The following is a 26,792-nucleotide window of genomic DNA, read 5'->3' on the forward strand; positions in this document are numbered from 1 at the left end:
AAAAACAATCGTTTCCAATTCTGTCCATTCAAAAAAGCCGCACGGAAGGTGGAAAAACTGACTGAGCTAAGCCAGTTTTCGGACTCACGTGCGACTCTTTTAATCTTTCATTTCCTGTGAAACAGTTGTCGGTTTAGGCAGTGACTGTTTCATTTTTTGTTGCAAAGTTTTTTAACCGTTCAGCTTTTTCTGCTTCTGTGATTCCATGTTGCTCCACGTAACGGTTGTGTTCGTGGATGGCACAATCATAGCTGCAGGCACCTAAATGGGCAGCCTGATTTTCCTCAGAAGTTAAGAATTGGCGATTGCATTCTGGGTTGGCACAGTTTACATAGCGCTCGCAAGGTGTCCCATCAAACCAGTCGCGGCCGATGACTTTTTTATCTACATGATTGATTTCCACACTGATGCGTTCATCAAAGACGTACATTTTCCCATCCCAAAGCTCACCTTGAACTTCTGGGTCATTCCCATAAGCAAAGATACCGCCATGGAGTTGGGCCACATCTTCAAAGCCTTCTCGCAGCAGCCAGCCTGAGAATTTTTCACAACGGATACCACCAGTACAATAAGTAACGACTTTTTTATCCATGAATTTTTCTTTATTATCGATGATCCATTGCGGCAACTCACGGAAGCTGCGGATATCGGGACGAACGGCTCCTCGGAAATGGCCTAAATCATATTCATAATCGTTACGGGCATCGATCACCACGGTATCTTCATCTAACAACGCTTCTTTGAACGCTTTAGGATCTAAATATTTTCCAGTCATTTCTAATGGATCGATGTCGTCTTCAAGGTTCAATGAAACCAATTCTTTACGCGGACGAACGAATAGCTTTTTAAACGCATGTTCTTCTACTTCGTCAATCTTATAAAAAATCCCTTTAAAACGGGGATCAGCTTCCATTTTTTCCATATAGCGATCCGTTGCTTCAACCGTTCCAGAAAGTGTGCCATTGATCCCTTCATTGGCTACTAAAATACGGCCCTTGATGCCAATTTCTTTTCCAAATGCTAAATGCTCCTTGGCGAAGCTTTCCGGATCTTCAATTGTTGTGTATTTATAAAATAATAAAACGCGGTATGTCAAACCAATTCCTCCTTTTTTTGCACCCTACAGTATAGGTTATCACGTGACAAAAAACGAGTTTTATGCTTGTACCTTTTCACACAATCTTTTTCCTTGCGCAAACAGTGTCATGGATTGGTTTTATTGAGCTCTGCCACGAAAAAAGCTGTGACTTGATCCATCGTTTCTCCACGTACCAGATGGCGTTCTTCTCGCGAGATAAACTGCAAATTTGCTTCTGGATTTTCTGCCACAAAGGCTTCCACATCACCATAAGGAATTTTCTCGTCTTGGGTACCATGCCAAAACAAAAGAGGACGCTGTCCCAATTTCTCTGGTTGAGAAGACAGGTCGTAAGCATCCATCCAGCTTAAAAGCTGACCATAATCCTCGGGTACAAAGAACCCAGCAGCGCCAGCGTGCATTTGGATGCGGTCACGGTATTTCAACATGGAAGGAGAACCCATGATACAAGCTGCCGCTGTGATTTCTGGATGCTGACACAATAAACCGCACGTGGTCATCCCTCCCATAGAGACTCCGCCAACTGCGATCTGACCGTTGACCAAACCAAGGTTTTCAAAAAAATCGACTAAGTAAGAAAACTCAAATAGATTGGTTTGGATACTTTGCCAAAAAGTTAAAGAAGGAATCTCCGATAGCTGGGTCTTGCGCTCCCCATGATTGGCTGCATCTGGCAAGACCACCCGAAAACCTTCTCTAGCCAACTTTCTGCCTTGTGTCAACACTAATTCTTTACTCGTCTGCCAGCCATGGTAGTAAATAATCAATGGCAGCGGCTCATAAATCATTTCTTCAGGTACGACTTCTAAGACCGGAATATTCCCGATTTTTCTTTTTCGAACAGCTAATTTCATTCTTTTCCACCTCAGCTTAAGTATACAAAAAGTCGCCAAAAGCGCCACTGATACGCTGTAAAAAAAGACCATACCCGAAGAGTATGATCTTTTTTTTATTTATGAATGTAAGACCGCTTCTCGAGCCAATGCCAAACAACCGAGGGTTCCAGCGTTGTCTTCCAATGCTGGGGTCACGATATATTTGCTTAACTCAGGTGTTTCGACATACCCATTGACCAATTTTGCAAATGCGTCGTGGACGTTTTGCAGCATATGGCGTTGTTTCATCACACCACCGCCAAAAATGATCACATCTGGAGAAAACATCAAGGTTGTATTGTAGGCACATTGAGCAATATAGGAGGCTTCGATTTCCCAATAAGGATCATCTTCTGCAACCTCTTGACCTTTTTTCCCTAAGCGTTTTTCGATGGCGGGTCCAGCAGCCATCCCTTCTAAACAGTTGCCATGAAATGGACAGCTGCCAGCAAAGTCATCTTTTGGATGAGGGACGACCAGCATATGCCCCATTTCTGGATGACTAAAGCCTTCGATAAAGCGCCCTTCTTGTAAGGCACCGCCGCCAACACCTGTACCGATCGTGTAATAAACGACACTACTCAATCCTTTGCCACTGCCGAAGACATACTCACCATAGGCAGCCGCATTGACATCTGTTGTCCAAGAAATCGGGATCGGAAATTCTTTTTTCATGGTACCGATGAAATCAAAATTTTGCCATGCCAATTTCGGGGTCGAGGTAATGTACCCATAAGTGGCAGAATCGCGATGGATATCGATGGGCCCAAATGAGCCAATCCCAATCCCTGCTAAATCTGCTTGGTATTGTTTGAAGAAACCAATGACTAAAGCCATTGTTTCCTCAGGTGTCGTTGTCGGAAAGCTCACTCTTTCCTTGATTGTCATTTCTTCATCGCCAATGGCGCACACAAATTTTGTGCCGCCTGCTTCAATCGAACCGTATAACATGCACATCGCTCCTTTTTTTCTAACTACTTGCTGAACTTGACGCTGCGGCATCATCTGCTTTGACGCGATCGATGGCTACCACTAATGCAATGATCAGGTCATCTAGATCTTCTTCATAGATCACAACTTCATAGGTATCGCCCCAAGAGATCCATTTTTTGTGGATCTCTGCGATCCGTTTGCCGTTGCGGTTGACCACAAAATCCATATCCCACCAATTGCCGTCCACATCGATGCCTTCTGCACTGATGGAATAGCGGGCTTTAAAAAATGTGAAATGTTTTTCTAAAACGATCGCTTCTTGGCCGTGGACTTCCACAAAAAATTTCGGTAATAAACTGAACACTTTTTTGGTGATCTCCGCGATCGGTCGCTGCTGCTCATTGAAGATCGTAAAACTTTTCGGGATCTTAAAAAAACTGCCTTCGACATAATAGCGAGGGTTTTGTAAATCATCAGTGACGGTAAATTTTTCACCGATGCTGAAAACCTTCTGTTTGATGTAAAGTTTCTTCAAATGCTACACTCCTTTCTCTTTGACATCGCCCGTATTGATCACCGGCTGCGTGCCTTTATCGGTAATGATCGACACCAATAAATTATTGATCAGTTGGACTTTGCGGTCATCTGTGAAATTGATGTCCTGTCCGTCTTCGATTTGTTCTAACGCCATTTGTGTCATGGAGACGGCCCCTTCAACAATGATTTGCCGTGCTGATAAAATTGCTTTAGCTTGTTGGCGCTGCAACATCGCACTAGCGATCTCAGTCGCATACGCGAGGTGATTTAAGCGGGTCTCTATGACTTCGACCCCAGCAACAGCCAATCGTTCTTGCAATTCTTTTGCCAGTTCTTCAGAAACTTCATTGGTATTGCCTCGCAACGTCAGATCATCGTCATTGAACGTGTCATACGGGTATTGCGTCGCAATATGACGAATCGCTGTTTCACTTTGGATCTCAATGAAATCTTGGTAATAATCGACATCAAACAATGCTTTCGCCGTATCTACGACTTTAAAAACCACCACCGCCGAGATCTCGATCGGGTTTCCGTCTGAATCATTGACCTTCAACAGCGAACTGTTAAAGTTACGGACTTTCAATGAAACATTGATTTTTTGGGTTAAGGGGGTTGTCACGAATAAGCCGTTGTCTTTAATGGTCCCTAAATATTGCCCAAAAAAGAGGATCGCTTTGGCTTGGTTGGGCTGTACGATCGTTAACGAACTAAGGAACAGAAACGAAACGATCCATAAAAGAATACTGAGAACGATTTCGAGAACGCTCTCATTTACGAACCCATGATAAAACAAATAACCGCCGCCAACTAATAACCCGATCAGCACAACCAGTGCTAAATACCCATTCACATGAAATGTCTGTTTTTCTGTCATTTTTATTCCTTCCCTTCTTGCTCTTATCTTACCTTGGTTAAAGCCGCTGTGCAAATGTTCTTGCGCATATCAGGGACGATTCCCAATCAAGCTATTTTGTTTTCTGCAACTTTCCCGTTACAATTAAGGTAGGACAAAATTTTTCTCAAAAAAGGGGTAATTCTTATGGCACAAAAAATTGACTTAGAAACGAGTAAATGGTCGTTGGAATCGATCATTAAAACGGTCGGCACCGATCTTTCCTCTGTTGTAGAGGTACAAAACAAAGATGGCATTGATGTTGTAGTGATCTCGAAAGACGAGTGGCAACATCTTTTGGAATTACTCGATGCACGTCATGCAGAAGGCTATCGGTTGGAACAAGAGCTTCCTGAAGAAATTTTAGTTGACGTTGCCGATACCGACAACCAATACACCGAAGAAGGCGAGTTAGAAATGGAGCTGCCTGAGCGTGTGCATCCAGCACCTGATTTTGAACTGGATTCAGAAGAAATCGTTGAAAGTGATGACGTACTAGATTAAACAAAAAAGCAAAACGGCCACGGGCACGTTTTGCTTTTTTTATAGCTCTTTTTCCTGCTTTTTGGTAATGACTGCTTGCAATCGTTCGATGGCAGGCTGCAATTCTTGCTGTGCTTCTTCTTCGGGTTCTAACTCTGCGCATCGTTGCAGTCGCTCTAACCACATCTCTGGTTCTTTGACGCCCAACTGACCAATGGCCCAATAAGCCGTTCCTCGAATCACTGGGCGCACGTCTTCTGTCGCACAGCGCCAAATCGCTGGCAAGGCACTGCGGTCTCCCACATTGGCTAAGGCGATGATGGCATTACGCTGCAGCGGTTTTTTCCCCCGCCAAGAGCCAGATAGATGGCCAAATTGTTCTTTGAAGGCTTTGTTTGATAAAGACAGCATCGGTTGCAGTTTTGGATAAACGGTATCAACTTCAGGCTCCATCTCTGGATGAAAATGGAAGTCCTTCCCCCGATTATAAGGGCAGACCAGCTGACAAATATCGCAACCGTAAATCACGTTATGCATCTTTTTGCGGTACTCTTCTGGCATCATGCCCTTCGTCTGGGTTTGATAGGACAAACAGCGCTGGGCATTCATCCGACCATCGCCCAATAACGCTTTGGTGGGGCAAGCCGTCACACAACGCATGCAATCCCCACAACCAAACGGGACTTCTTCATCTGGTTCAAGAGAGATATTAGTGACGATCTCCCCGAGATAAACAAACGAACCAAACTCTTCTGTGATCAGCAAGCCATTACGACCGATAAAGCCAAGACCCGCCCGCTGCGCTGCCGCCACATCCACCAATTCCCCTGTATCGACTTGCGGTGCGAAACGCCATTCGACTTGTTCTTCCATCGTTTGCGCTTGTTCTTTGATAAAGGCGATCAAGCGATCCAACCGTTCTCGCAAAATATCATGGTAATCGATGCCCCACGAGGCACGGGCAAACATGCCACGTTTTTCATCCCGCGGGACTTTCTCTTTGATTTTTGTCGGATAAGCTAAAGCGATCGCAATGATCGTTTGCGGATTTTCAAATGTCCGTTCAGGATAGATACGCTCTTCGATCACGGGATGCTCAAAACCAGAGGTATGGCCTTTGGCTTTTTGTTCCCGCAAGGAAGGCTCCAATGCCAAAAACGGCTCCGCTGAAGCAAACCCGATCTTGTCGATGCCAAGCCGCTTGCTTTCTGCAATAATTTTTTCTTTTAAAGACATGCTCGCTACCCTCTTTTGTCCGCTAAGCATCTGCTTCTCGGCTTTTTCTCTTCCCCTATTATACGTAAGCACCAGAAAAAAGTCGATGGTGCGGTTTGTTCCCCCAGTTTTTTTCTTTCTTTAAAAGAACACGTGTTGATTGTTTAAGATTTTAATTAATTTTATCGCTATTTTCCTCGCAACGATTGCATTGCCTTTTTCGAATGCTAGACTAGATAAAGGAATCAGAAAGAAATGAACAAATGAAATGGAGATGCTTATGACTCAATTACCCACCGGCTTGACTGCAGCAGAAGTCGCCAAGAAAACCCAAGAGGGGCTGCACAATGATTATGAAACCAAAACCAGTAAATCAACTGCTGCGATCATCAAGGACAATTTACTGACGTTATTCAATTTTCTCAACCTATTGATTGGCGTTTTTTTATTTGCCGTAGGCGCCTATTCCAACATGTTCTACTTAGCGATTATTTTTGTGAATATCACCATTGGGATCATCCAAGAATTGCACGCACGTAACTTAGTAAAAAAACTCTCACTTGTTTCACCGCAAACGGTACGAGTGATTCGAGATGGTCAAACCCATGAGATTTCAGCCAAAGAATTGGTCTTAGAAGACTCAGTCATTCTTGGTGCTGGGGACCAAATCCCCGCTGATATGACGGTGCTTTCTGGACTAGTCGAAGTCAATGAAGCGATGCTGACTGGTGAAGCCGATCTGGTTGTCAAAGAAGCAGGTGCTTCCTTACTCTCAGGAAGTTTCATCGTCAGCGGTGAAGTGACAGGAAAAGTTATTCATGTCGGTGCAGAAAACTACGCAGCGAAACTAAGCAATGAGGCGAAGGTCCACAAACCGATCCGCTCTGAGCTGCTTGCTTCGATCCGTAGTGTATCCAAATTCACTAGCTATGTGATCGTTCCTTTAGGGGTGATTTTGTTCTTCCAAGCCTTTATGATGCGAGATGCTGGGATCAAGGAATCCGTCGTCGTTTCTGCCGCTGCCTTATTAGGAATGTTACCAAAAGGACTTGTCCTGCTGATCAGTATCGCCTTGACGACAGGTGTCATTAAATTGGCCAAAAAACGGATTTTGGTCCAAGACATGTATGCCGTTGAAACCCTGGCGCATGTCGATACCCTTTGTCTGGATAAGACGGGGACGTTGACGGAAGGCCATATGGTTCTCGAATCGATCGTTCCTCTCCAAGTCGACAGCGACCCTAACATGCTCTTAGGGAATTATTTGGCAGCCAGCACAGATAACAATTTGACGATGCAAGCATTGCGTCAAGGCTGCCCTGAGCTAACGGATCATCAGCCGATCGAAGTCGCTGCCTTTTCTTCACAGCGCAAATGGGGTGCTGTAGCTTTTGAACATCTAGGAAATGTCTATCTTGGCGCACCTGAAAAAGTCGCTGGCTCTGCTGCCTTGCCGCAAGTCAAAGAAGCGCAAGAAGCAGGTCTGCGGGTGTTGATTTTAGCTGTAGAGACCGATCCAAAAGCGCCAGCATCCTTTGACCCCAGCAATGCACAAGCGGTGGCAGTCTTGATTTTATCTGATATCATCCGCCAAAACGCTGAAGAAACCTTGGCTTACTTAGCCGATCAAGGCATCGATCTAAAGGTGATCTCTGGCGATAATCCAATAGCTGTCGCAGCGATCGCCCATCGTGCAGGTCTTGCGAATGCCGATCAAGCCATCGATCTTTCTACCTTAACGACCGAAGCAGAAGTCCGAGAAGCTGCGACACGCTATACGGTCTTTGGTCGTGTGACCCCTGAACAAAAGAAACTGCTTGTCCAAGAATTAAAAGCCAATCAACGGACCGTTGCTATGACGGGCGATGGCGTCAATGACGTGTTGGCGCTGCGGGAAGCCGACGTTAGTATTGCGATGGCTGCTGGCGACAGTGCGGCTCGTCAAATCGCTAACTTTGTCTTATTGGATTCTGACTTTACTACGTTGCCAGATGTTTTATTTGAAGGACGCCGCGTCGTCAATAACGTCACCAAAGCGTCGGGGATCTTCTTTATCAAGACGATTTACAGCTTCTTGCTCTCTTTGGTTTGTATCCTGACATCCAGCGCCTTTCCGTTCTTGCCGATCCAAATCACATTGATCGACTTAGCAATTGAAGGCTATCCTTCTTTCTTCCTTTCCTTTGAAGAAAACAAAGCACCGATCAAGGGGCGCTACTTGCCGACAGTCTTGCTCAATGCGTTGCCAAACGCCCTGTTGGTGTTAGTCAATTACTTTGCGATCCGCTTTTTACAAACCGACTACGGTTGGTCGCAATTTGATACGACGACCTTGTTGTACTATTTGTTGATCGGGATCAGTTGTATCGCTGTGATTCGCGCTTGCTTGCCATTAAATCCATTGCGATTGTTCTTAGCGATTACCACTACCGTGGGGATCTATGTCGCAGCAATGCTTTTCCACGGATTGCTGGAAGTCGGTTTCTTGACCGCCGTAACCTTGCCTTACTTCCTTGGCATGATGGCATTGAACATCTGCCTGTACGTGGGGCTTTCTTTCCTAACGAAGCGCTTTTCAGCCAAAGTGCTCGTTAAACAATCCTAATTGATTTTGCAGCATCGCTCTTTCTTGCTTTGTCCAGAAAGACGATGCTGTTTTTTTGTCCTCTCCATAGGTGCAACCATACAAGAAGAAAGAAATTTGGTATACTGAACCTGTAGGCGGTTTCAACAAGGACGGTGTTTCTTTGGAAAAGGCACCCCCCTTGTCAAACAGCCAAATTTAATCAGAAAGTGTTGGTGAAATTGGATGAAAAAAAGTATTTTACTCGTTTCTCACAGTCAGCAACTCACCGAAGGATTAAAACAGATGATCGAAGAAATGGCTGACGGCGAGTCAGTCACGATCTATTCTTTAGGCGGGACAGCAGAAGGAGAGCTGGGTTCTGACGCCACGAAAATCGTGGATGCCGTCAACGAATCCGCAGACGCTGAACTGATCTTAGTCTTTGCCGATCTAGGCAGTGCCGTTTTGAATGCCGAACTTGCTTACGACATGCTGGAACCTCAGCAACAAGAACGCTATCACCTGATCGACGCGCCGCTGGTGGAAGGTGCCTTTGCTGCAGCGATCACCGCTGGTTTCAGTGATGATTTGGCGCAAATCGTTGCAGAAGCAAAAAAAGCAGCCGAGAAAGGATGGCATGAAGCATGAAAAAAATCATTAATGATCCCTCAATGATCGTAGAAGAAATGTTGGCTGGTATCGTAGGCAGTTATCCTGAACTGGTCCATCAAGTCGCAGACTCACGGGTGATTGCTAAGAATAATCAAAAAGAACAAGTCGGTCTTGTTTCTGGTGGTGGGAGCGGACATGAGCCGGCGCATGCTGGCTTTGTCGGTGATGGGATGCTTAGCGCCGCCGTTTTAGGCGATGTCTTCACCTCCCCGACCCCCGACCAGATTTTGACGGCTATCCAAGATTCTGATCAAGGACAAGGCGTCTTGCTGATCGTCAAAAACTATACTGGCGATATCTTGAACTTTGAGATGGCCAAAGATATGGCAGAAATGGAAGAGATCACGACGGAGATCGTGGTCGTGGATGATGATATCGCTGTTGAAAATAGCACCTATACTGCTGGCAAACGAGGAGTTGCCGGTACGGTCTTAGTCCACAAGATTTTAGGCGCAGCTGCTCGTAATGGTGCCAGCTTAAGCGAATTAAAAACACTGGGCGATGCCTTGGTTGCATCGATCAAAACCATCGGGGTCGCATTAAAAGCGGCAACAGTTCCTGAAGTTGGGAAACCAGGTTTTGACTTAGCCGATGATGAGATCGAGTATGGCGTGGGCATCCACGGCGAACCTGGTTACCGTCGTGAAAAACTGAAACCCTCACGTGAACTAGCACAAGAGTTGGTGGAAAAAATCTTAGCGGATTATGAAAAGACCCCAGAAAAAGTCGGTGTCTTGATCAACGGTATGGGTGGTACGCCGCAAATGGAGCTGTTCGTTTTTGCCAATGATGTCGCGAAATTACTCGCAGAAAAAGACATCCCGGTCTCCTTCCATAAAGTCGGCAATTTCATGACTTCCATCGATATGCAGGGACTTTCACTGACCTTGATCGACTTCAGCGAAACGGATCACACCGATGCGTTAAATGAAGCCGTCACAACAATAGCCTGGTAAAGGAGCGAATAGAGATGCAATTGACAACAGAAACGGTGCAAGCATGGTTAGATACCTTCACGAAAGAAATCGAAGCAAACAAAGCCTATTTGAGCGATTTAGATACACCGATCGGCGACGGAGACCATGGCAACAATATGGCACGCGGCGTAGCTGCTTATCAAGAAGCTTATGCCAAACAACAGCCAACGACGATCAGTGATACCTTTAAAGTCTTCTCGATGGCAATGATCTCAAAAGTCGGCGGCGCTTCAGGTCCCCTTTATGGTTCGGCGTTTATGAATATGACTAAAGCAACGAAGGAACTAGAAACGATCGACTCCTTTGAACAATTAGGTACGATCGTTGAAGAAGGCTTGACGGGCATCAAAATGCGGGGAAAAGCTGAGTTTGAGGATAAGACCATGATCGATGTCTGGCAACCTGTCGCAGAAGCCTTGAAAAAAGGTGAATTGACCAAAGACACGATCGAAGCAGCGAAAGAACATACCAAAGAACTCGTTGCTAAAAAAGGCCGCGCCTCTTATGTTGGTGAACGTGCCATCGGTCATATCGATCCCGGATCGGCTTCTAGTGCGATTTTGTTTGACTCACTATTAACGGTGATAGAAAAGAATTAAAAAACGATGCTCTTACAAAGCACCGTTTAAGACAAAAGACAAACCTTATGATTGCGTAAGGTTTGTCTTTTTCTTGTTTATTCCTCTTGTAAAATCGTTTGGGCAACTAGCTTCACGTATTGATCCATGCCATCTGGATTTGGATGGACCCGATCTTCATAGAACCATGACTCTTGGTCATTACTCAAATCATACCAATCGATCAAGGTCATATTGTCGTATTTTTCCGCCATGCGCTCCAACATCCGATTGACTTCATTTTGCCAACGCTGTGTCGGTACCCGCACATTGATCCAGTAGACTTTGCGATCACCGATCTCATTCATAAAGCTGTCAAATTGGGCTTCTGTAAAGGAACCATTCGTCCCTAGCCCCACAAGGACGGTATCCCGCAAAAGATTTTTTTCTTTCAAGTCTTTGATCAATTCAGGACTCGCATACAGCTGGCGCCCAACATCCCCATCAACTACCGCTTGGGTAAAGACTTCTTTCAAGTCAGCCGTTGCATCCAGCATCACGGAATCACCAAAAGCCGTGATTTCAAGAGATTCTGCTTTTTTCACTTGGGCTGCTGTTAAATCATATTTTTCCATGATATTTTTTTCATCTTCACTTGTGTTCGCCTCATCGTCTGCTTCATTGCCTTCAGCATTCGCATTTTTTTGCGATTGCTCTGCCGCTTTTTTATTGGCCGCAATGTTGTCTTTCAACTGCTGCTGCTGGGCATCGACATAATTCGTCGGTGCGGTCACGACGCCAAACAAAGCAACGAGGGTAATCAGTAAGCTGGGCACTAACCACGGTTTTTTCCAACTAAAAATCGGTTTACTGAACCAACCACGGACCGTTCTGAATGTGTCTTTGTACTGGAATTTACGCATTGGGTTTTCGATAAACCGATAGGACAATTCACTGATAAACAAGATCAAGAATAGTTCCACTAACGTGTGCATCAGCACGTTCTCCCCGATATTCCCCACTTTTGCTTCGTAAAAAATCATCACTGGAAATTGATACAAATAGATCCCATAACTACGCTTGCCGATATAACTGAAAATAGGATTACTCAATACCCGGTTCAAGCTGGCTCCGGGATGAGCGGTGACTGCCACAAGAATCGTACATAGGATACTGATCAAGAACATGCCGCCATAATAGACAAAAGTCAAATGATCATCTAAGAAAAAGAACGCTGCGATCAGACCAGCCAAGGAAGCAAAGCCAGAGATATTCAAGACCCGTTTGGCTTTTTGCGGTATCTCTTTCTTCAAATGGGTACTTGGCCAAATGAATGCTAAGGCACTCCCCATCCAGATCGAAAAGAGCCGCGTATCCGTTCCATAATAGACCCGTGTCGGATCAGCACCTGGTGTGTAAAGGACTGCTAACAGAATTGCCGACAAAATCGTGACTGCGGCAGTAAATTTAAAGGCGCGATGCCTCTGCTTGCCGATTTTCATCAGCAAAATAAATACTAAAGGCCAAATCAGATAGTTCTGTCCCTCTACAGCCAGCGACCACAGATGGGTAAAGGGGGATTCATTACCGAATCGATCAAAATAGGATAACCCATGATTGATCTGCCACCAGTTGTTGTAATAAAGCAACGAGCTAACAAAAACCCCGCGCAAATTATTCAACAGGTTTCGCTGGAACAACGTGATATATGCTGCTGAGATAAGCAGCATCACCACCATTCCTGGATAGAGCCGTTTCATCCGCCGAACATAAAAATCTTTGACTTTGATTTTGCCGTTTTGATCCCACTCTTGCCTCAGCAAGTCAGTGATTAAATAACCTGATACGACAAAGAATACTGGAACTCCTAAATACCCGCCTCGCATATGAGTAGGTAGTAAATGATATAAAATAACGCCGATGACTGCCAAGGTTCGAATGCCGTCAAACCCGGTAATATAGCGGCTTGTGCTTAAACGTTTATTCATTTTTCAACCACTTTTCTCTAATTGATCCAATTGTTTCATAAAAAAACAATTTCAGCATGAACGCTATTGATTCCATACTCTCATAATTTACCAGAAATCCCCCATATAAAGCTAGCAACATCTGCTATATTTCAAAAAAATTAATTTTTGGCGAAAAAAAAGTACTTCTATAAAGAAATACTTTTTTCAACTCCTTTTTCACAGTTCTTCTTCATAAAAGCGACCCAAAATCTGGACATTTTCTGCAATACTGACAAAGGCTTTTGGATCGGCTTCTTTCATGGCACTGCGCAGCATCGGCAGTTCAAAGCGTGTCACTACCGTCAGCAAAACCGTTTGTTTGTCATGCTTGTACGCCCCTTCGGCTTCATTGATGATGGTAATCCCTCGCCGCATATGTTTTTGGATCGTTTGAATGACTTCTTCTGGGTTGCGGGTGATGATCGTCACCTGCATTTTCTTTTGCTTCGTAAAGACCGCATCCGTCACTTTTCCACTGACAAAAATCGCGATCGCACTATACAACGCATATTGCCAGCCAAACAAGATCCCTGCGGCGAACAAAATAACAATGTTAAAGAAAATCGATATCGAGCCGATCGTCTTCCCTGTCCGTTTGCGGATGGCAATGCTGACAAAATCCAGCCCTCCTGAAGAAAGACCATTCTTCAAAGCATAGCCGATCCCCACCCCGTTGATGGCACCACCGAAAATCGCACAGATCATCGGGTCCGTCGTAACGGTTTCTTCGGGTAAAATTTGCACGAATAAGGAGGTGAGTAAAACAGTAATTCCAGTAAAAATCGTAAACTTGTGGCCGATCTTAAACCAACCTAGAAAAAATAATGGCACATTCAACAATAATAGCGCAAGGGACAAGGGGATATAAAATCCGAGCCCTTCTCTTGAGATCGTGGTGATGATCTGAGCGACACCCGTAATGCCGCTGGAATAAATATTACCTGGTTGATAGAAGAAATTGACCGCAATCGATGCCAGCAGCGCATAGACGATCGAAAACGAAAGTTTGTTGGCGTATTCTGGATGAGGGAGCCATTTAAACAGAGGAGTCATTGCATTTCATAGCCTCACTTTTTTGATTTGCCTTTATTATACTTCAGCTCATAAAAAAAGAAACGAGCAATGAAAGAAATGGGTGAATTCTCATGAACTTTTTTCATTCATTCACCAATTTCTATTTCATCACTCATTTCATCATGATTTAACGCTTATTCGTTTTCTTCAACCGTTGTTACATCAATGTTCAAGTCAAACAACTGCATTGGCGAAACGGTACTTGGCGCTTGTGACATTGGATCAGCTGCTTTCCCATTTTTAGGGAAAGCAATGACTTCGCGAATGTTTTCTTCACCAGCCAAGAGCATGACTAACCGGTCTAACCCAAGGGCGATGCCGCCATGTGGTGGGAACCCATAATCCAAAGCATCCAATAAGAAGCCAAATTGATTTTGCATCTCGCGACGTGAGAAGCCTAGCGCTTCAAACATTTGCTCTTGCACTTCCCGTGTATGGATACGCAATGATCCGCCACCTAGCTCGTAACCGTTTAGCACGATATCGTAGGCTTGCGCATAGACTTTTGAAGGGTCTGTCGTTAACAACGGCAGATCGCTTTCTTTTGGCAATGTGAATGGATGGTGAGCAGAAACGTAGCGGCCTGCTTCTTCATCGTATTCAAATTGCGGCCAATCAGTGACCCATAGGAAGTTGAATTTGCTCTCGTCGATCAAGCCTAATTCTTTTCCTAATTTATTACGGATCGCCCCCAATGTTGCTGAAACGATCGCAAAGGAATCGGCACCAAACATCAGAATATCGCCAACTTCCGCATTGGCTGCTGCAATGATCGCGTCGGTCGCTTCTGTCAAGAATTTAGCGATCGGTCCTTTCAATCCATCTTCTTCAACTTTGACCCATGCCAATCCTTTGGCACCAAATTGACCAGCGTAATGGCCTAGATTGTCCATGTCTTTTCTGGAGTATTTGTCTGCAGCCCCTTTGGCGTTCAAGACTTTCACAACGCCGCCTTTTTCAAGAGCCATTTGGAAGACTTTAAAATCAACGTCTTTCACAACTTCAGATAAGTCGATAAGCTCCATGTCAAACCGTGTATCTGGTTTGTCACTGCCGTAGCGTCCCATTGCCTCATCATAGGTCATCCGTGGGAATGGCAAGGTAACTTCGATGCCTTTGACTTCTCGCATCACTTTTGCCAACAGCTCTTCCGTATAGGTTTGGATTTCTTCTGCCGTCAAGAAAGAGGTTTCGATATCGACTTGGGTAAATTCTGGTTGACGGTCGCCCCGCAAATCTTCGTCACGGAAGCAACGTACGATTTGATAGTAGCGATCGAAGCCAGCTCCCATCAATAACTGTTTAAAAATTTGTGGTGATTGCGGCAACGCATAGAAATGACCTGGATAGATCCGTGAAGGAACCAAATAATCCCGCGCACCCTCTGGTGTTGATTTTCCTAGATAAGGTGTTTCGATATCCAAGAAGTCGTTCGTATCTAAGAAATTGCGGATCGCTTGCGTCGTTTTCGCCCGCATCACGATGTTGTTCGTCATTTTTGGACGACGCAAGTCTAAATAACGGTATTTCATGCGAATCTCATCGCCAACGGTTTGATCATCTTCAATCAAGAAGGCTGGTGTTTTTGCAGTGTTTAAAATCGTGATTTCGCTGATCATCACTTCATAGGCACCTGTCACCATTTTCGGATTGATGGCTTCTGGTGCACGATTGATGACTTGACCTGTTACTTCTAACACATATTCACTGCGGCATTTGTCCGCGATTTCCCAGGCTTCTTTCGAAACCTCAGGATTGAAGACGATTTGCACGATCCCTTCTCGGTCGCGCAAGTCAATAAAGATCACGCCCCCTAAGTCACGGCGCTTTTGCACCCAGCCTTTTAGAGTCACTGTCTGGTTTAAATGGGTCTCATTTACTAACCCGCAATATACTGTACGTTTTGTCATTCTTTTTCTCCTCACTCAAACATTTTGGTTGTCATTTCATCGTAGATCTCATCGAAGCGGGCATAAAGATCCGCTAACGGAAATTGTTTTTCTTCACGGCTTGCCATGGATTTGATATTGATCACTTGTTCTGCTAATTCTGTTTCGCCTAGAGTCAGAACCAACCGTGCCCCTTGCTTATCAGCAGATTTGAACTGGGCTTTGGCTTTACGATCCATGAAATCACGATCGGCAGAAAAACCGAAATTACGAATCGCTTGCACGACTTTCAGCGCTTCTAAATTGGTTTCTTGTCCCAAACCAACCACATACGCATCTAACTCATTCAAAGCAGGAATTACAACTTCTTCGGCTTCCATAGTGATCAATAAACGTTCGATCCCTAAAGCAAAACCAAAACCAGGTGTTTCTGGTCCGCCTAGCTCTTCCACTAAATGATTGTAACGACCGCCGGCACAGATGGTGGCTTGCGCCCCCATTTTTGGTGCCTCACTCATGATCTCAAAAATCGTGTGGGTATAATAATCCAAACCGCGCACCATATTTGAATCGATCTCATAAGGGATCTCCAACGCATCCAGCATACTCGTTACGGTTTCAAAATGTGCCTTGGCATCTGGTGTTAAGTAGTCTAGGATCGATGGTGCATCCGCCACGAATTTTTGGTCTCGCTTGTCCTTGCTGTCAAGGACCCGCAAAGGATTTTCATGCAAGCGGCGTTTTGAATCCTCACTAAGCTCCGCTTCATGGGGCGCTAGATAGTCGATCAACGCTTGGCGATAGTTTTGGCGTGTTTCTTTGTCGCCTAATGAATTGATGACCAAGCGCAATTGACTCAGTCCTAATTGACGATAAAAATCCATTGCCATCGCCATTGTCTCAACATCGGTCGCTGGATTTGCTGAACCGAAAACTTCGACACCGATTTGGTGGAATTGACGCAAACGGCCTTTTTGCGGACGTTCATAACGGAACATTGGTCCCATGTAAAACACTTTATAAGGCTTCGTATGTTCTGGTCCGAATAGTTTGTTTTCGACATAAGAACGAGCGATCGGTGCGGTGCCTTCTGGACGCAACGTCACATGACGCTCTCCTTTATCGTAGAAATCATACATTTCTTTTGAAACGATATCCGTTGTGTCCCCGACACTGCGGGCGATCACTTCAAAGTGCTCAAAAATCGGTGTCCGAATTTCGTTGAATTGGTAATCGCGAAACACTAAGCGTGCTGTTTCTTCCACAAATTGCCATTTTTCGGATTCTCCTGGCAAAATATCGTTGGTTCCTTTTGGACGTTGGTAACTCATCGTATGCATCCTCCTATTTGTTTCATGGTTGCCCATGTTCTTTGCTTTCATTGCTTGTTTGCTTATTCACCTATTGCTTGTTGCTCATTGATGTGGGTGGGTTGTTCTCGTGTTTGACTTTTGGGTTATTGCGCTCTTTGCCGTTGGTTGCTGGTCATGGTTTCGTTGGCTTCGACTGCAATTGAACAAAGCAAAAAATGCCAAGTACAGCTTTCATGTCTCACTTCCTGCGTCAATCAACGTGATTCCTAGTTTGGTTACTACGCTCCCTGCACTCGCCTTACTGTTCATCATCTATTCTGGCTTGCTCCGCAAGCCAATCAACGTGATTCCTAGTTCGGTTACTACGCTCCCTGTGGTCGCCTAGTACTGTTCATCATCTGCTCTGTCTTGCTCCGCAAGCCAATCAACGTGATTCCTAGTACGGTTACTACGCTCCCTGTGGTCGCCTAGTACTGTTCATCATCTGCTCTGTTCCGCTTTGCGGACCAGTCGCAGTGATTCACAGCAAAAAACTCGCCCTTGTTTTTTATACAAGGGCGAGTTTTGATTACACGCGGTACCACCTAAATTCGAGAAATGTTCTTCTCCTTCGCTCGATTAACGCTCGGTCACGGAACAGCTTTTCTTCTGTTCATCTCCAGATTGTCTTTCCTTTACACGTCCTAAACTGCTTTCAGCCGGGGCAGTTTTCTCTTTTAAGGAGTAGAATAAAGTACTCGATCCTTCACTGATTTTTGATATTATCTATAAACTACAAGAAAGCTATGAAAAAGTCAAGGTGTTTCACTGTCTTTTTCACTCCGCTGCTCTCTAGTAGCATTTTCTCAAGTGTTCAACACAAAGAAGCTCTCCTTCTGTTTGCTTTTCTTCCTTTTTGCGTTATGCTGAATAACGAAGGTTTTGTTTCTATGAAAGGAGCTGTTTTTATGTCTTTATATTCAGGCTATATCCGTCAACCACACTACTATGAGACCGATCAAATGGCGATCATCCATCACGCCAATTATATCCGCTGGTTTGAAGAGGCCCGCGTGGAGTTACTCGCGTTTTTGGATTTACCGTATCATACCATCGAAGAAGCGGGCTTGATCGTTCCCGTGCTGGAAGTCAGTGCGCAATACAAAACGATGATTCGTTACGAAGATGAGGTGCGAATCGATGTTTTGGTCGACAAATATACTGGCACGCGTTTGGATTTTCGCTATGAGATCTACAAAACTAGCGATGGTCAGTTGGCAACGACGGGGACTTCAAAGCATTGTTTTTTAGCAAAAGAGACCAATCGCATCGTGCAGCTGAAGCGTAGTTTTCCTGAAATCCATCAACGATTTGCTGATTATGCTGCCCTGTCAGGGGAATAATCAATTCTGATCACTCATTTAAGTCAAAATCCTTGCTTTTTGAAACGGCTTTCGTATAATCAAAAGTAATTTCAGGGAAGGATGATGGCGATGTACGTGATTAAAGTTTTGCATGGTTACATTGGCAAAGATGGTCGTCGCACTCGTGAAAAAATTCCAGACAAGTTATGGGTCTTTGAAGATCGGAAGCAGTCCGAAGCATTTGCAGATAAAATTGGTGGTCGCGTCAAACCGTTAACTGAAGTCAAACAGCATACGTAAAAAAATAAGCCATTATCGTCTTTTGCGCATAGACGATAGCGGCTTATCTTTTTTACTGCGAAACAGGATTAGTCATCCAATTCGGTTTCTAGTACTTCACCTGTTTGGGCATTGATTTTCACATCTGTTTGTTTGTTGCCATCTTCTACCTTGACTTCCCAATAGGTTACATTCATTTCTTTGTCTAATGACCAATCTGTTGCTTGACCACCGCCAGCTTCTTTCACGGCGATATCAGAAATTTCTTCCAATGAAAGCAAGTTGGTTAGGTCCAATTGATCGGCATCTTTTTTGACACCGTTTTGTTCATCGGCATCCAATTTTTCCGTTCTTTCTTCAGAAGTTTCTTTGGTTTCTGCATCGATCTTTAATTCAAACTCATTCGTGTCATCCACGCCTTCTACTTGGTAGAAGTAATTGCCAAAAGAAGTATCCAAATCAATCGAAGTGATCGCTGCATCTGGGTATTTGTCTTGGAATATTTGGATCGCTTCTTCTACGGTCACCGTAGGTAAGCCGCCATTGGCGATCGCTGCACTGCTTGAAGAGCTGTCTGTTGCTTGTGAAGACGTTGTTTCACTTGATGAGGCAACTGCTGTGCTTGAGCTGCTGTTTTGCGCAGGTTCTGAATTTCCAGTGTTGTTTTGTGTACATCCTGCCAATAATCCTAATGCGGCAATTCCGAATAAAATAGTTGTTTTTTTCATGTTTCATTCCTCCAATTGTTTGTGTATTCCTTTTTTCTATATATTTAGAATAACAAGTTCCTCATGAAAAAGAATCAAAAATGCTTGAAGAAAATCTAAAAAAATCTTCATCTTTCTCTTTCATTTGGAAAGGCAAGTTTAAAGATACTGCCTTGCGGTTGATTGTCTGTGACGGTAATTTTGGCATGATACTTGTCTGCCAGCTGTTTTACCAATGAAAGCCCGATGCCTGAACCAGCAATCTGGCTGGAACGAGAATCTTCTACTCGATAGAACCGTTCAAAAATCAAGGCTTTCTTATCATCGGGAATCCCAATGCCAAAATCGACGACGGTCAAAGACATCTGTGTCTGCTCTTGCGTCAAGGTCACATGAATCGGCTGATCGGCAGGTGAATACTTCGCGGCATTTTCTAATAGGTTTTGGATGATTTGTTGGAAGTCACGCTTATGCCCACGTTTCATACATTGGTTCTCCACAAAATATTCAATCGATTGCGGAACGATCGTCGCTTGTTTTTCACACTCTTCTCGGACGATCTGGGAAACATCAACAAGGGTCATTTCATCTTGGGATTGATTTTTTTCTAGGTCCAACAATTGATTGCTCAATGTTTCCAAACGCTTCGACTCTTTGTCGATAAACGCCATTGAGGAAGGAATGACTTCGGGATGTTTGGTTCCACGCCGCTGGATCAATTGGACATGTCCGCGAATCGCAGCTAAAGGTGTTCGCAGCTCATGGGAAGCATCGGCAACGAACCGTTTTTCCCGCTCGATCGTCTCTCGCTGTTCTTTCAATAATTTATTAAAGGCCAATGCCACTGAACGAATCTCGATGGGCTCTTCAGAAACCGTCAGTTCTCCTGTTCGACTTTGTTCAATGGCAGCAATTTCTTGCGCCATACCCGTAAGCTTCTGACTCCATTTCCCGACACTCCAATAAATCAGCAGACTGCCCACGACAACAGCGATCAGATTCAAGAAACTGCTGATCATAAAGAGGCCATAGGCTAATTCCACACTATCCTCCCCATTGATAGCGATCGTCACCTGATCCCCATCGACTTCTTGGGTTTTCGTGTAATAGATGCCCTCCTCTGTAAAAACGATGTCTTCGAGAAAAGGAATCACTCGCCCTTGATTGATATCGGCAAAAATCTCTTCCGCATCTTCTGATGAAACGACACTGCCATCGGCTAAGATCACTTGCAGGGCGTCTTCTTCATCTGCCGAGACATAGGCATTGACGAGAAAGTCCCAGGCATCCCCTGATGCCTCACCTTTTTCGATGGCTTCAAGGATGTTGCTGGCACGATTTTCGATATGTTCAAACAAATAACCTACGGATAATAAAATAAACAGCAGATTGAAGAGAATCAGCAGACCAAAGAGAATCAAGGAAAAGCGGCTCGTCAATTGAAACTGGGCTGTTTTTCTACGTTGGTTGGCTGACTTATTCTTCATGATCGGTCCTCAAGACATAGCCTAATCCACGAACGGTTGCGATCATTTTGCCTTTGCCGCAAACATCCAGCTTGTTCCTCAGTGTGCGGATATAGACATCTACAACATTCGTTTGGCCGTCGTATTCATAGCCCCAAATCTCATTCAATAGGTCATCTCTCGTTTTGACGACCTCGGGTTCTTTCATCAATTCATATAAAATGCCAAACTCTTTGGGCGTCAACTCAATGGTTTCACCGGCAACCTGAACCAAGTGCTTGGCGATGTCCATCATCAGCTCCCCCGCCACTAATTGGTTTTGCTGGTTCTTTTGTTGTTTGGCTTCTCGTTGCAACCGCCGCTCGATCACCCGAATTCTGGCAAACAGTTCTTCGATTTCAAAAGGTTTCGTTAAATAATCATCTAATCCGACATCAAGCCCCGTCACCACATCGGCGGTTTGATTTCTGGCGGTCATCATCAAAATCGGGATGTCGCTTTCTTTGCGTATCCGCCGCGCCACTGTGATGCCGTCATAGATTGGCAGCATCCAATCCAATAAAATCAGATCAAAGGCATTTGCTTGCTGATTGAACAAGGTCAATGCCTCTTGCCCATCTTTGGCCCAGACCGTGTCATATCCCTCAAAAGTCAATTCGGTCTGAATAAAACTGGCTAAACTTTCTTCGTCTTCTACTAGCAAGATCTTCAAGGCCATATGCACTCCTCCTCCTGTTTTGCTTCTATCATAACGGATTTTTTCGAAACTTCCTAACTGATTGAAAGAAAAAAATCATGAAGATTTTTTCATGTTCAACAAAAAAAGACGGCATGAACCAAGGTCCACTCCGTCTTTCATTTATTCCATATTTTTTGCTAGCTGATACGTGCCAACGAGTTCCCCTTGTTGGAGTTGAAGCACGTAAGGACATGTTTCAGCTAAAAACTCACGATCATGACTGATCACCGCTAACAGATCAACTTCCTTAGCGACTGTTCGCAACAGTTTTGCGACTTCTTCCATTTGCTGCAAATCTAACCCACTCGTTGGTTCATCGAAAAACAACAAACGTTTGCCAGAAAGCAGGGCACTGCCGATGGCAACTCGTTGTTTTTCCCCACCCGACAAGCTTTGCGGATGTCGGGCAAGGAGTGGTGTTAAGTGCAACAATGAGACAATTTCTTCAAAACGCGCTGGGTTTTGGGCTTTGATCAGCAGCTCTTTTTCCACCGTTTCAAAAAACAGCTGCAAGTTAACATCCTGCATCACAAGAAAGCTTTCCTGCAGCAGCTGCTTTTGGGTCCGCTTTTGTCCATTGATGGCAAATACTGCTTCTGGGCATTTTTTCAATCCTGACAGGACTTGCACCAACGTACTTTTGCCAGCACCATTTGGTCCAACGATCCCCACAGCTTGCTTCGTCGGCAATTGTAGTTCAGGCAAGTTGAGCGCCCAATTTCTGCTGTTTGCTGAGCGTTTCGATTGCTTGATCTGCAGATGCGTTGCCCTTAATCCAGACTTTTCTGGCAAAGATTCTCGGCAGTGCTGAATTTCCAATGCCGCCTCGCCTACTTTTCGCAATCCCAACTCGTGAATTGCCTCCTCGGGCAGTGACAAAAGCTGAGCTGCTGGATAAGCCGCCCGCAATCGTCCTGCTTCTAATAGACAGAAGCGATCTGCCAGTGGCGCCAAATAAGCCAAGCGATGTTCGGCGATCACAATGGTTTTCCCTTGTTGTTTTAAAGAAGCCAATCCTTGAGTCAACTTTTGGATCGCTTCTTGATCCAAATTACTGGAAGGCTCATCCAATAAGAACACATCATGGGGCAACATCGTGGCTGCCGCGAGGGCAATCAGCTGCTTCTCCCCACCAGATAGGTCAAAGACACTAGCATCAAGCAACGGGGTCAGGGAAAACTGCTGGGCTACTTCGGTGATTCGCTGCCGAATGTTTTCTGGTGCGACGCCCGCATTTTCCATCGAAAAAGCCAACTCCGAATAGACATCCGTGGTGAAAAATTGCGTCTTGGGGTTTTGAAAGACGACGCCAATCGTCTGGGCATAATGGGAGAAATCGGCAACTGGCAAGTTTGTTTCTCCGACACGGATCTTTCCTTGCACTTCGGCGGGATACAGCTCAGGGATCAAGCCATTCAAAACATTGAGCAAGGTCGATTTTCCGCTGCCGCTAGCGCCGCACAAAACGATGACTTCCCCAGCTGCGACCGTCAAAGAAAGCTCAGATAATACGGTCCGATTTTCTCGTTTCACTGACACTTGTTTTAATGTGATCATCCAAGCCACATCCTTTTCACGATAAAGCCGCATAATGCTAAAAAGACCAAGCCATCCCACCAGCGCAGCTTCAGTTCGTGGACGGTGGTATGGGGAGTTTCTGATGCTAACCCGCGAACCAGCGCCGTAGCCGACAGTTCGGTTGCGGTCTTTTCAGCCGACATCAGTAATGGGATCAAAAAATACTCCGCACTTTGCAGTGGATGAAGCAAGATCGATCCTGCCGACAGCGAGATGCCGCGAAAGCGCATCGCTTGGCGAATACTTTTGAAATCTTGTACCAATGTGGGAAAAAAACGAAATAAGACTGCCAGCGGGACTAATAATACGTTGGGCACGTGCATTTTTTGCAGCGCAGCCATCCACTCACTGTTTTTCGTCCCGCTAATGGCAAAAGCCGCCGCCATGATCGTTGGCAATAAGCGGCGATAACCGACGGAAAAGAAATCCAGCAACACGATTAGTACGTGGTTGCCTTGGCGAAACAAAAAACTATCTGCCATTGTCAGCAAGACAAACACGCCATAGAGCAGCAAGCCTTTTTTCCAAAAGCCGCTGACTATAAATAGCAGCAGCAAGAAAGTGACAAAGGCAAACTCATCGATCCAGCTGATGGTCACCATCATAGTAAAACTAGCAAAGAGAATCACCGCTAATTTGCTGCGGGGATCAAACCTTGTTTTCGACACATTCCTCACCCTTTATGCGATTGGATCGTTGGTTGAAAATGTTTTTCCATCAAGCGACTGCCGATACCTAAACCAGCCACCGCACCAATCAAAACCGCCAATGCACAAAGCCCTAACATCAAATTGGAGGTATGAGCAAACACGCCGGCAATGTAGGTTTCATCTTTTCCGCGAGCCACTAATGAATCGATGTAGGCATTTTTCATAAACCACAGGGGTAAGATCGGACCCATCAAGCCAAAACTAAAGACGATATAACTCGCCAGTACGCGAACGTTTCCTTTGAGCTTTGTTTTGTATTGGATCAAATCAGCTGCTAAGGCACAAATCATATTGGGCAAAAAGGCCAATGGAAAATGTCCTGAAATCAAAAAAAAGAGCCCTACCACGGTACCCATAATGGTGATTGCGCCAAATTTCGGTACTTTATTCAATAAAATCAGATAGATAATGCCAGAAAACAAAGCGGTGACTGCTGGAATAAATAAATTATGAAAACCTGGGATCACAAAACGCAAAATCAATAGACAGACGCTCATTAAAAGAAAATAGATCGCTGTATAGATCCCTACTGCAATTAAATCTTGAACCTTTAGTTTTTTCACTGCGTATACGCTCCTTCTTGCAAGCAATCAATGAAAAAACCGTTGCTGCTTGCTTGTACAAACTTATTTTTACAAAGCCTCAGTATAGCACAAAGCAGACATTTTTATGGGGAGATATGCTTACCAACAGTCGATTTTCTTCTAAAACAGAACCAACAAATAGAGGTGTCTTCTGAAGGGCTCCATTTTCAACACACAGGTACCTTTAAAGATCCACTAATGGAAAAATGAATCTTTCACACGCTTAGTTGTTTTCTCCTCTTCCCATCTTTGCGAAATTAATGAATAATAGACAAGGACAAACACTTAAAATCAGCAAAGACTCGCTATCTTTTTTCTTTTTTTTAGAAACCACCAGGTATGTCTATAAAAAAACAATAAGCAAGTTGACCGTCGCTTGGTAACGGAAGAAAATCAACGCTGTACTGCTATTTAAACACCCCAAACCCAACTGTAAAAACATTTTGACACTTGATTCCAAGGCATTGTCAAAGACATTTGATCGTTAGAATGCAGACATTGGCCTAAACTAATGGTAGAAGGAGCGGATAAAATGAACTTAAGCAAACAAATAAAAAAACATCGGGAACGATTAAGTCTCTCTCAGGAAGGGCTGGCAGAAAAACTCTATGTCTCCCGACAAACGATCTCCAATTGGGAGAATGAAAAAAGCTATCCTGATGTTCACAATTTATTATTGCTCAGTGTTCTATTTGATGTTTCTTTAGATGAATTAGTCAAAGGGGATGTTGAACAAATGAAAGAAACGATTGAGAAAACAGAAATGGATCGTTACACAAAAATGATGCTGCTTTTTATACTATTGACCGCACTCTCTGTTGGGCCTGCTCTTTATTTACCCGGATACTGGTGGATTGTCCCGCCTCTATGTTTTTGGCTTGTCTCCATGTATGCCGCATTAAAGATCGAAAAAATCAAGAAAACCCAAAATATCAAAACGTATAAAGAGATCGTTGCCTTCATGGAAAATCAAGACCTCGATGCCATTAGAAAAAAGCGCGACGTCAAAAAAGATTTCCTTTCAACAGCAGTCATCGTCGTGGTCTTTACCTTGATCGTCGGTATCATCGCATGGCTTAGTACACTGCCGCATTTACTGATGCGCTGACAAAAAATACAGGGTGCAACTGCTTTTCATAAACGAGCAGCTGCACCCTTTTTTTCAATTCAAAGGTTCTCATAAGCTCCTGACACGAACATTTCCATTCCTAAGATAGATGCGGTTAGAACAAAAAGAAAAAGACATTGCCTTACTTCACAAAAAATTGAGCAAGACAAATCAAACCGCTGATCTTGCTCAATGAAATAGAAAACTGTTTCTTCTATTTCCCCTAATCATCACTTAATAAACGATAGTATTTTTCATCCCTTACTTTATCGATATAATTGATCACGCGAATCCAATCAGAAAGGTATTGCTTTTCTCCCCATTGATAAAGATGGGGTTGATTTTTCGTATAGTACTTCGAGATGTCGATTGCGTAATCCGAAATGATGACATCTGGAAAATCTTTGATCCTTACAATGTTGATCGGGCGGGGACTCATCCGCACCAGCTTTTGCTTTTGGACTTCTTCTTCAATCCCCCGACTTTTTGATTCGATCGTTACCCTGACTGGAGTATCGTAATCAGATAAAATATAATAAAGAATCTGCGAAGCATAATATTTAAAGGAATTGGAATTGAGAATATTTAGCCATGCTTTATTTTCCACTTCATGCTTACGAGAGATTTTTTCTAATACAGTAAACCAATAATGGTATTGCCTTTCAACTTCTGAAAGGGTGATGTAATCCCCAAAGGAATCAATTTTGTTCCCTAAACCAAACGTCAAAAGGAAAGAAAAAATATAGGTAGCATTAATAAAAAGCAGCTTTCGCTCATTTGAACCAAAAGAAAAATGGATTTGTTTTTCAATCAAGGTGATCCAGTCATCTATAAACACACGATAATCATTCATATACATTGGTGATTGAAGACGAAGCTGACTCAAAGACTCTTGGGAATAGCTTTGCCCTACCGTGAACATATAGAAATGATAGATCAGCTCTTCCTTTGGCAAATCTTTTTCATAAATGCTATTTGCTTCGAAAAAAGGCAGCAAAAGCTCTTTATCAAAGGTGATCTGATCCATAAAAGGGTTATAAAACTTCTTGACACTTTCTGGTATCTCTTTGATGAGATTTCCTTGTTTTATTCTCGTGACAGAAACAGCTAACAGATTAATGAAGCGTTCCTTTGCTGCATGCCGTAGAAAAGGAAAATAGATGGATAAAGCTTGGTAAAGGTCT

Annotated in this window: 25 protein-coding genes and 1 other annotated feature; of the genes, 8 read left to right on the plus strand and 17 right to left on the minus strand. The window is 44.2% G+C overall.

The features are described 5' to 3' along the window. Positions 1 to 133: 133 nt before the first annotated feature. The 5 genes from trhO to IGI73_RS13240 form a co-directional block, all read right to left on the minus strand. Positions 134 to 1,096, minus strand: coding sequence for an oxygen-dependent tRNA uridine(34) hydroxylase TrhO (gene trhO, locus IGI73_RS13220; RefSeq protein WP_010749997.1), 963 nt, complete (start codon positions 1,094 to 1,096; stop codon positions 134 to 136). 107 nt (positions 1,097 to 1,203) lie between these two features. Beyond that, the gene (locus IGI73_RS13225) at positions 1,204 to 1,953 is read right to left on the minus strand and encodes an alpha/beta fold hydrolase (protein ID WP_015510359.1); all 750 of its coding nucleotides are present in this window, start codon (positions 1,951 to 1,953) and stop codon (positions 1,204 to 1,206) included. 99 nt (positions 1,954 to 2,052) lie between these two features. After that, a complete protein-coding gene (gene scrK / locus IGI73_RS13230; protein ID WP_428206704.1) occupies positions 2,053 to 2,925 on the minus strand; it encodes a fructokinase ScrK in 873 nt (290 codons plus the stop codon). 19 nt (positions 2,926 to 2,944) lie between these two features. Continuing rightward, positions 2,945 to 3,442: an LURP-one-related/scramblase family protein gene (locus tag IGI73_RS13235; protein WP_005233908.1), complete on the minus strand. Its 498-nt coding sequence runs from the start codon at positions 3,440 to 3,442 to the stop codon at positions 2,945 to 2,947. Between the two features lie 3 nt (positions 3,443 to 3,445). Beyond that, entirely contained in the window at positions 3,446 to 4,321 is an 876-nt protein-coding gene (locus IGI73_RS13240) for an SPFH domain-containing protein (protein WP_010750000.1), read from the minus strand. A 165-nt stretch (positions 4,322 to 4,486) separates the two neighbouring features. On the opposite strand from IGI73_RS13240, the gene IGI73_RS13245 reads away from it, so the two are divergent. Beyond that, positions 4,487 to 4,843, plus strand: a complete 357-nt coding sequence (locus tag IGI73_RS13245) for a hypothetical protein (protein ID WP_005228172.1) — start codon at positions 4,487 to 4,489, stop codon at positions 4,841 to 4,843. A gap of 39 nt (positions 4,844 to 4,882) precedes the next feature. Here the strand turns inward: IGI73_RS13245 and queG are convergent, their stop codons facing one another. Beyond that, entirely contained in the window at positions 4,883 to 6,058 is a 1,176-nt protein-coding gene (queG, locus tag IGI73_RS13250; protein ID WP_208769657.1) for a tRNA epoxyqueuosine(34) reductase QueG, read from the minus strand. A gap of 259 nt (positions 6,059 to 6,317) precedes the next feature. Here queG and IGI73_RS13255 point away from each other — a divergent pair, with 259 nt between their 5' ends. From IGI73_RS13255 to dhaL, 4 genes are all read left to right on the plus strand, one after another. Beyond that, positions 6,318 to 8,642 carry an HAD-IC family P-type ATPase gene (locus IGI73_RS13255; RefSeq protein WP_438759245.1) on the plus strand — a complete coding sequence of 775 codons (2,325 nt, stop codon included), beginning with the start codon at positions 6,318 to 6,320 and terminating at the stop codon, positions 8,640 to 8,642. Between the two features lie 204 nt (positions 8,643 to 8,846). Continuing rightward, positions 8,847 to 9,251, plus strand: a complete 405-nt coding sequence (gene dhaM, locus IGI73_RS13260) for a dihydroxyacetone kinase phosphoryl donor subunit DhaM (protein ID WP_005228160.1) — start codon at positions 8,847 to 8,849, stop codon at positions 9,249 to 9,251. Then, a complete protein-coding gene (gene dhaK, locus IGI73_RS13265) occupies positions 9,248 to 10,231 on the plus strand; it encodes a dihydroxyacetone kinase subunit DhaK (RefSeq protein WP_010750002.1) in 984 nt (327 codons plus the stop codon). The genes dhaM and dhaK overlap by 4 nt, the downstream gene beginning before the upstream one ends. A 14-nt stretch (positions 10,232 to 10,245) precedes the next feature. Beyond that, on the plus strand, positions 10,246 to 10,851 hold the full coding sequence (gene dhaL, locus IGI73_RS13270) for a dihydroxyacetone kinase subunit DhaL (RefSeq protein ID WP_016609484.1): 606 nt from the start codon (positions 10,246 to 10,248) through the stop codon (positions 10,849 to 10,851). Positions 10,852 to 10,928: 77 nt separating this feature from the next. On the opposite strand, the gene IGI73_RS13275 is transcribed toward dhaL, so the two are convergent. From IGI73_RS13275 to hisS, 4 genes are all read right to left on the minus strand, one after another. After that, positions 10,929 to 12,797 (minus strand): acyltransferase family protein, encoded by a 1,869-nt coding sequence (locus IGI73_RS13275; RefSeq protein WP_008379546.1) that lies wholly within the window; start codon positions 12,795 to 12,797, stop codon positions 10,929 to 10,931. A gap of 198 nt (positions 12,798 to 12,995) precedes the next feature. After that, positions 12,996 to 13,871 carry a YitT family protein gene (locus IGI73_RS13280; protein WP_010750004.1) on the minus strand — a complete coding sequence of 292 codons (876 nt, stop codon included), beginning with the start codon at positions 13,869 to 13,871 and terminating at the stop codon, positions 12,996 to 12,998. A 155-nt stretch (positions 13,872 to 14,026) separates the two neighbouring features. Next, positions 14,027 to 15,802 (minus strand): aspartate--tRNA ligase, encoded by a 1,776-nt coding sequence (gene aspS / locus IGI73_RS13285; protein WP_015510364.1) that lies wholly within the window; start codon positions 15,800 to 15,802, stop codon positions 14,027 to 14,029. 11 nt (positions 15,803 to 15,813) lie between these two features. Then, on the minus strand, positions 15,814 to 17,112 hold the full coding sequence (gene hisS, locus IGI73_RS13290; RefSeq protein ID WP_060791494.1) for a histidine--tRNA ligase: 1,299 nt from the start codon (positions 17,110 to 17,112) through the stop codon (positions 15,814 to 15,816). Positions 17,113 to 17,644: 532 nt separating this feature from the next. Then, positions 17,645 to 17,852, minus strand: a binding site (T-box leader). 189 nt (positions 17,853 to 18,041) lie between these two features. Between hisS and IGI73_RS13295 the strand changes: the two genes are divergently transcribed. Both IGI73_RS13295 and IGI73_RS13300 read left to right on the plus strand, forming a co-directional pair. Next, positions 18,042 to 18,476, plus strand: a complete 435-nt coding sequence (locus tag IGI73_RS13295) for an acyl-CoA thioesterase (RefSeq protein WP_008379539.1) — start codon at positions 18,042 to 18,044, stop codon at positions 18,474 to 18,476. 90 nt (positions 18,477 to 18,566) lie between these two features. Further along, a complete protein-coding gene (locus tag IGI73_RS13300; protein ID WP_008379536.1) occupies positions 18,567 to 18,737 on the plus strand; it encodes a hypothetical protein in 171 nt (56 codons plus the stop codon). Between the two features lie 68 nt (positions 18,738 to 18,805). On the opposite strand, the gene IGI73_RS13305 is transcribed toward IGI73_RS13300, so the two are convergent. The 6 genes from IGI73_RS13305 to IGI73_RS13330 all read right to left on the minus strand — a co-directional run bounded on the left by IGI73_RS13305 (position 18,806) and on the right by IGI73_RS13330 (position 24,479). Next, positions 18,806 to 19,444, minus strand: coding sequence for a PepSY domain-containing protein (locus IGI73_RS13305; protein ID WP_010750007.1), 639 nt, complete (start codon positions 19,442 to 19,444; stop codon positions 18,806 to 18,808). Positions 19,445 to 19,551: 107 nt separating this feature from the next. After that, positions 19,552 to 20,910: a sensor histidine kinase gene (locus IGI73_RS13310; protein WP_005228139.1), complete on the minus strand. Its 1,359-nt coding sequence runs from the start codon at positions 20,908 to 20,910 to the stop codon at positions 19,552 to 19,554. Further along, positions 20,900 to 21,607, minus strand: a complete 708-nt coding sequence (locus IGI73_RS13315) for a response regulator transcription factor (RefSeq protein WP_008379528.1) — start codon at positions 21,605 to 21,607, stop codon at positions 20,900 to 20,902. The genes IGI73_RS13310 and IGI73_RS13315 overlap by 11 nt, the downstream gene beginning before the upstream one ends. Before the next feature lie 141 nt (positions 21,608 to 21,748). Next, positions 21,749 to 23,185 (minus strand): ABC transporter ATP-binding protein, encoded by a 1,437-nt coding sequence (locus tag IGI73_RS13320; protein ID WP_428206706.1) that lies wholly within the window; start codon positions 23,183 to 23,185, stop codon positions 21,749 to 21,751. Next, positions 23,182 to 23,883, minus strand: coding sequence for an energy-coupling factor transporter transmembrane component T (locus tag IGI73_RS13325; RefSeq protein WP_074934109.1), 702 nt, complete (start codon positions 23,881 to 23,883; stop codon positions 23,182 to 23,184). Before IGI73_RS13325 ends, IGI73_RS13320 begins: the two co-directional genes overlap by 4 nt. Next, positions 23,880 to 24,479 (minus strand): MptD family putative ECF transporter S component, encoded by a 600-nt coding sequence (locus IGI73_RS13330; RefSeq protein WP_010750012.1) that lies wholly within the window; start codon positions 24,477 to 24,479, stop codon positions 23,880 to 23,882. The genes IGI73_RS13325 and IGI73_RS13330 overlap by 4 nt, the downstream gene beginning before the upstream one ends. Positions 24,480 to 25,032: 553 nt before the next feature. Here IGI73_RS13330 and IGI73_RS13335 point away from each other — a divergent pair. Then, positions 25,033 to 25,608 carry a helix-turn-helix transcriptional regulator gene (locus tag IGI73_RS13335; RefSeq protein ID WP_010750013.1) on the plus strand — a complete coding sequence of 192 codons (576 nt, stop codon included), beginning with the start codon at positions 25,033 to 25,035 and terminating at the stop codon, positions 25,606 to 25,608. A gap of 223 nt (positions 25,609 to 25,831) precedes the next feature. On the opposite strand, the gene IGI73_RS13340 is transcribed toward IGI73_RS13335, so the two are convergent. Then, on the minus strand, positions 25,832 to 26,635 hold the full coding sequence (locus IGI73_RS13340) for a hypothetical protein (RefSeq protein WP_428206708.1): 804 nt from the start codon (positions 26,633 to 26,635) through the stop codon (positions 25,832 to 25,834). Positions 26,636 to 26,792: the final 157 nt, after the last annotated feature.

Origin of the sequence: Enterococcus sp. DIV0755f, assembly GCF_051713725.1 — a bacterium.
Taxonomy (GTDB): domain Bacteria; phylum Bacillota; class Bacilli; order Lactobacillales; family Enterococcaceae; genus Enterococcus_D; species Enterococcus_D casseliflavus.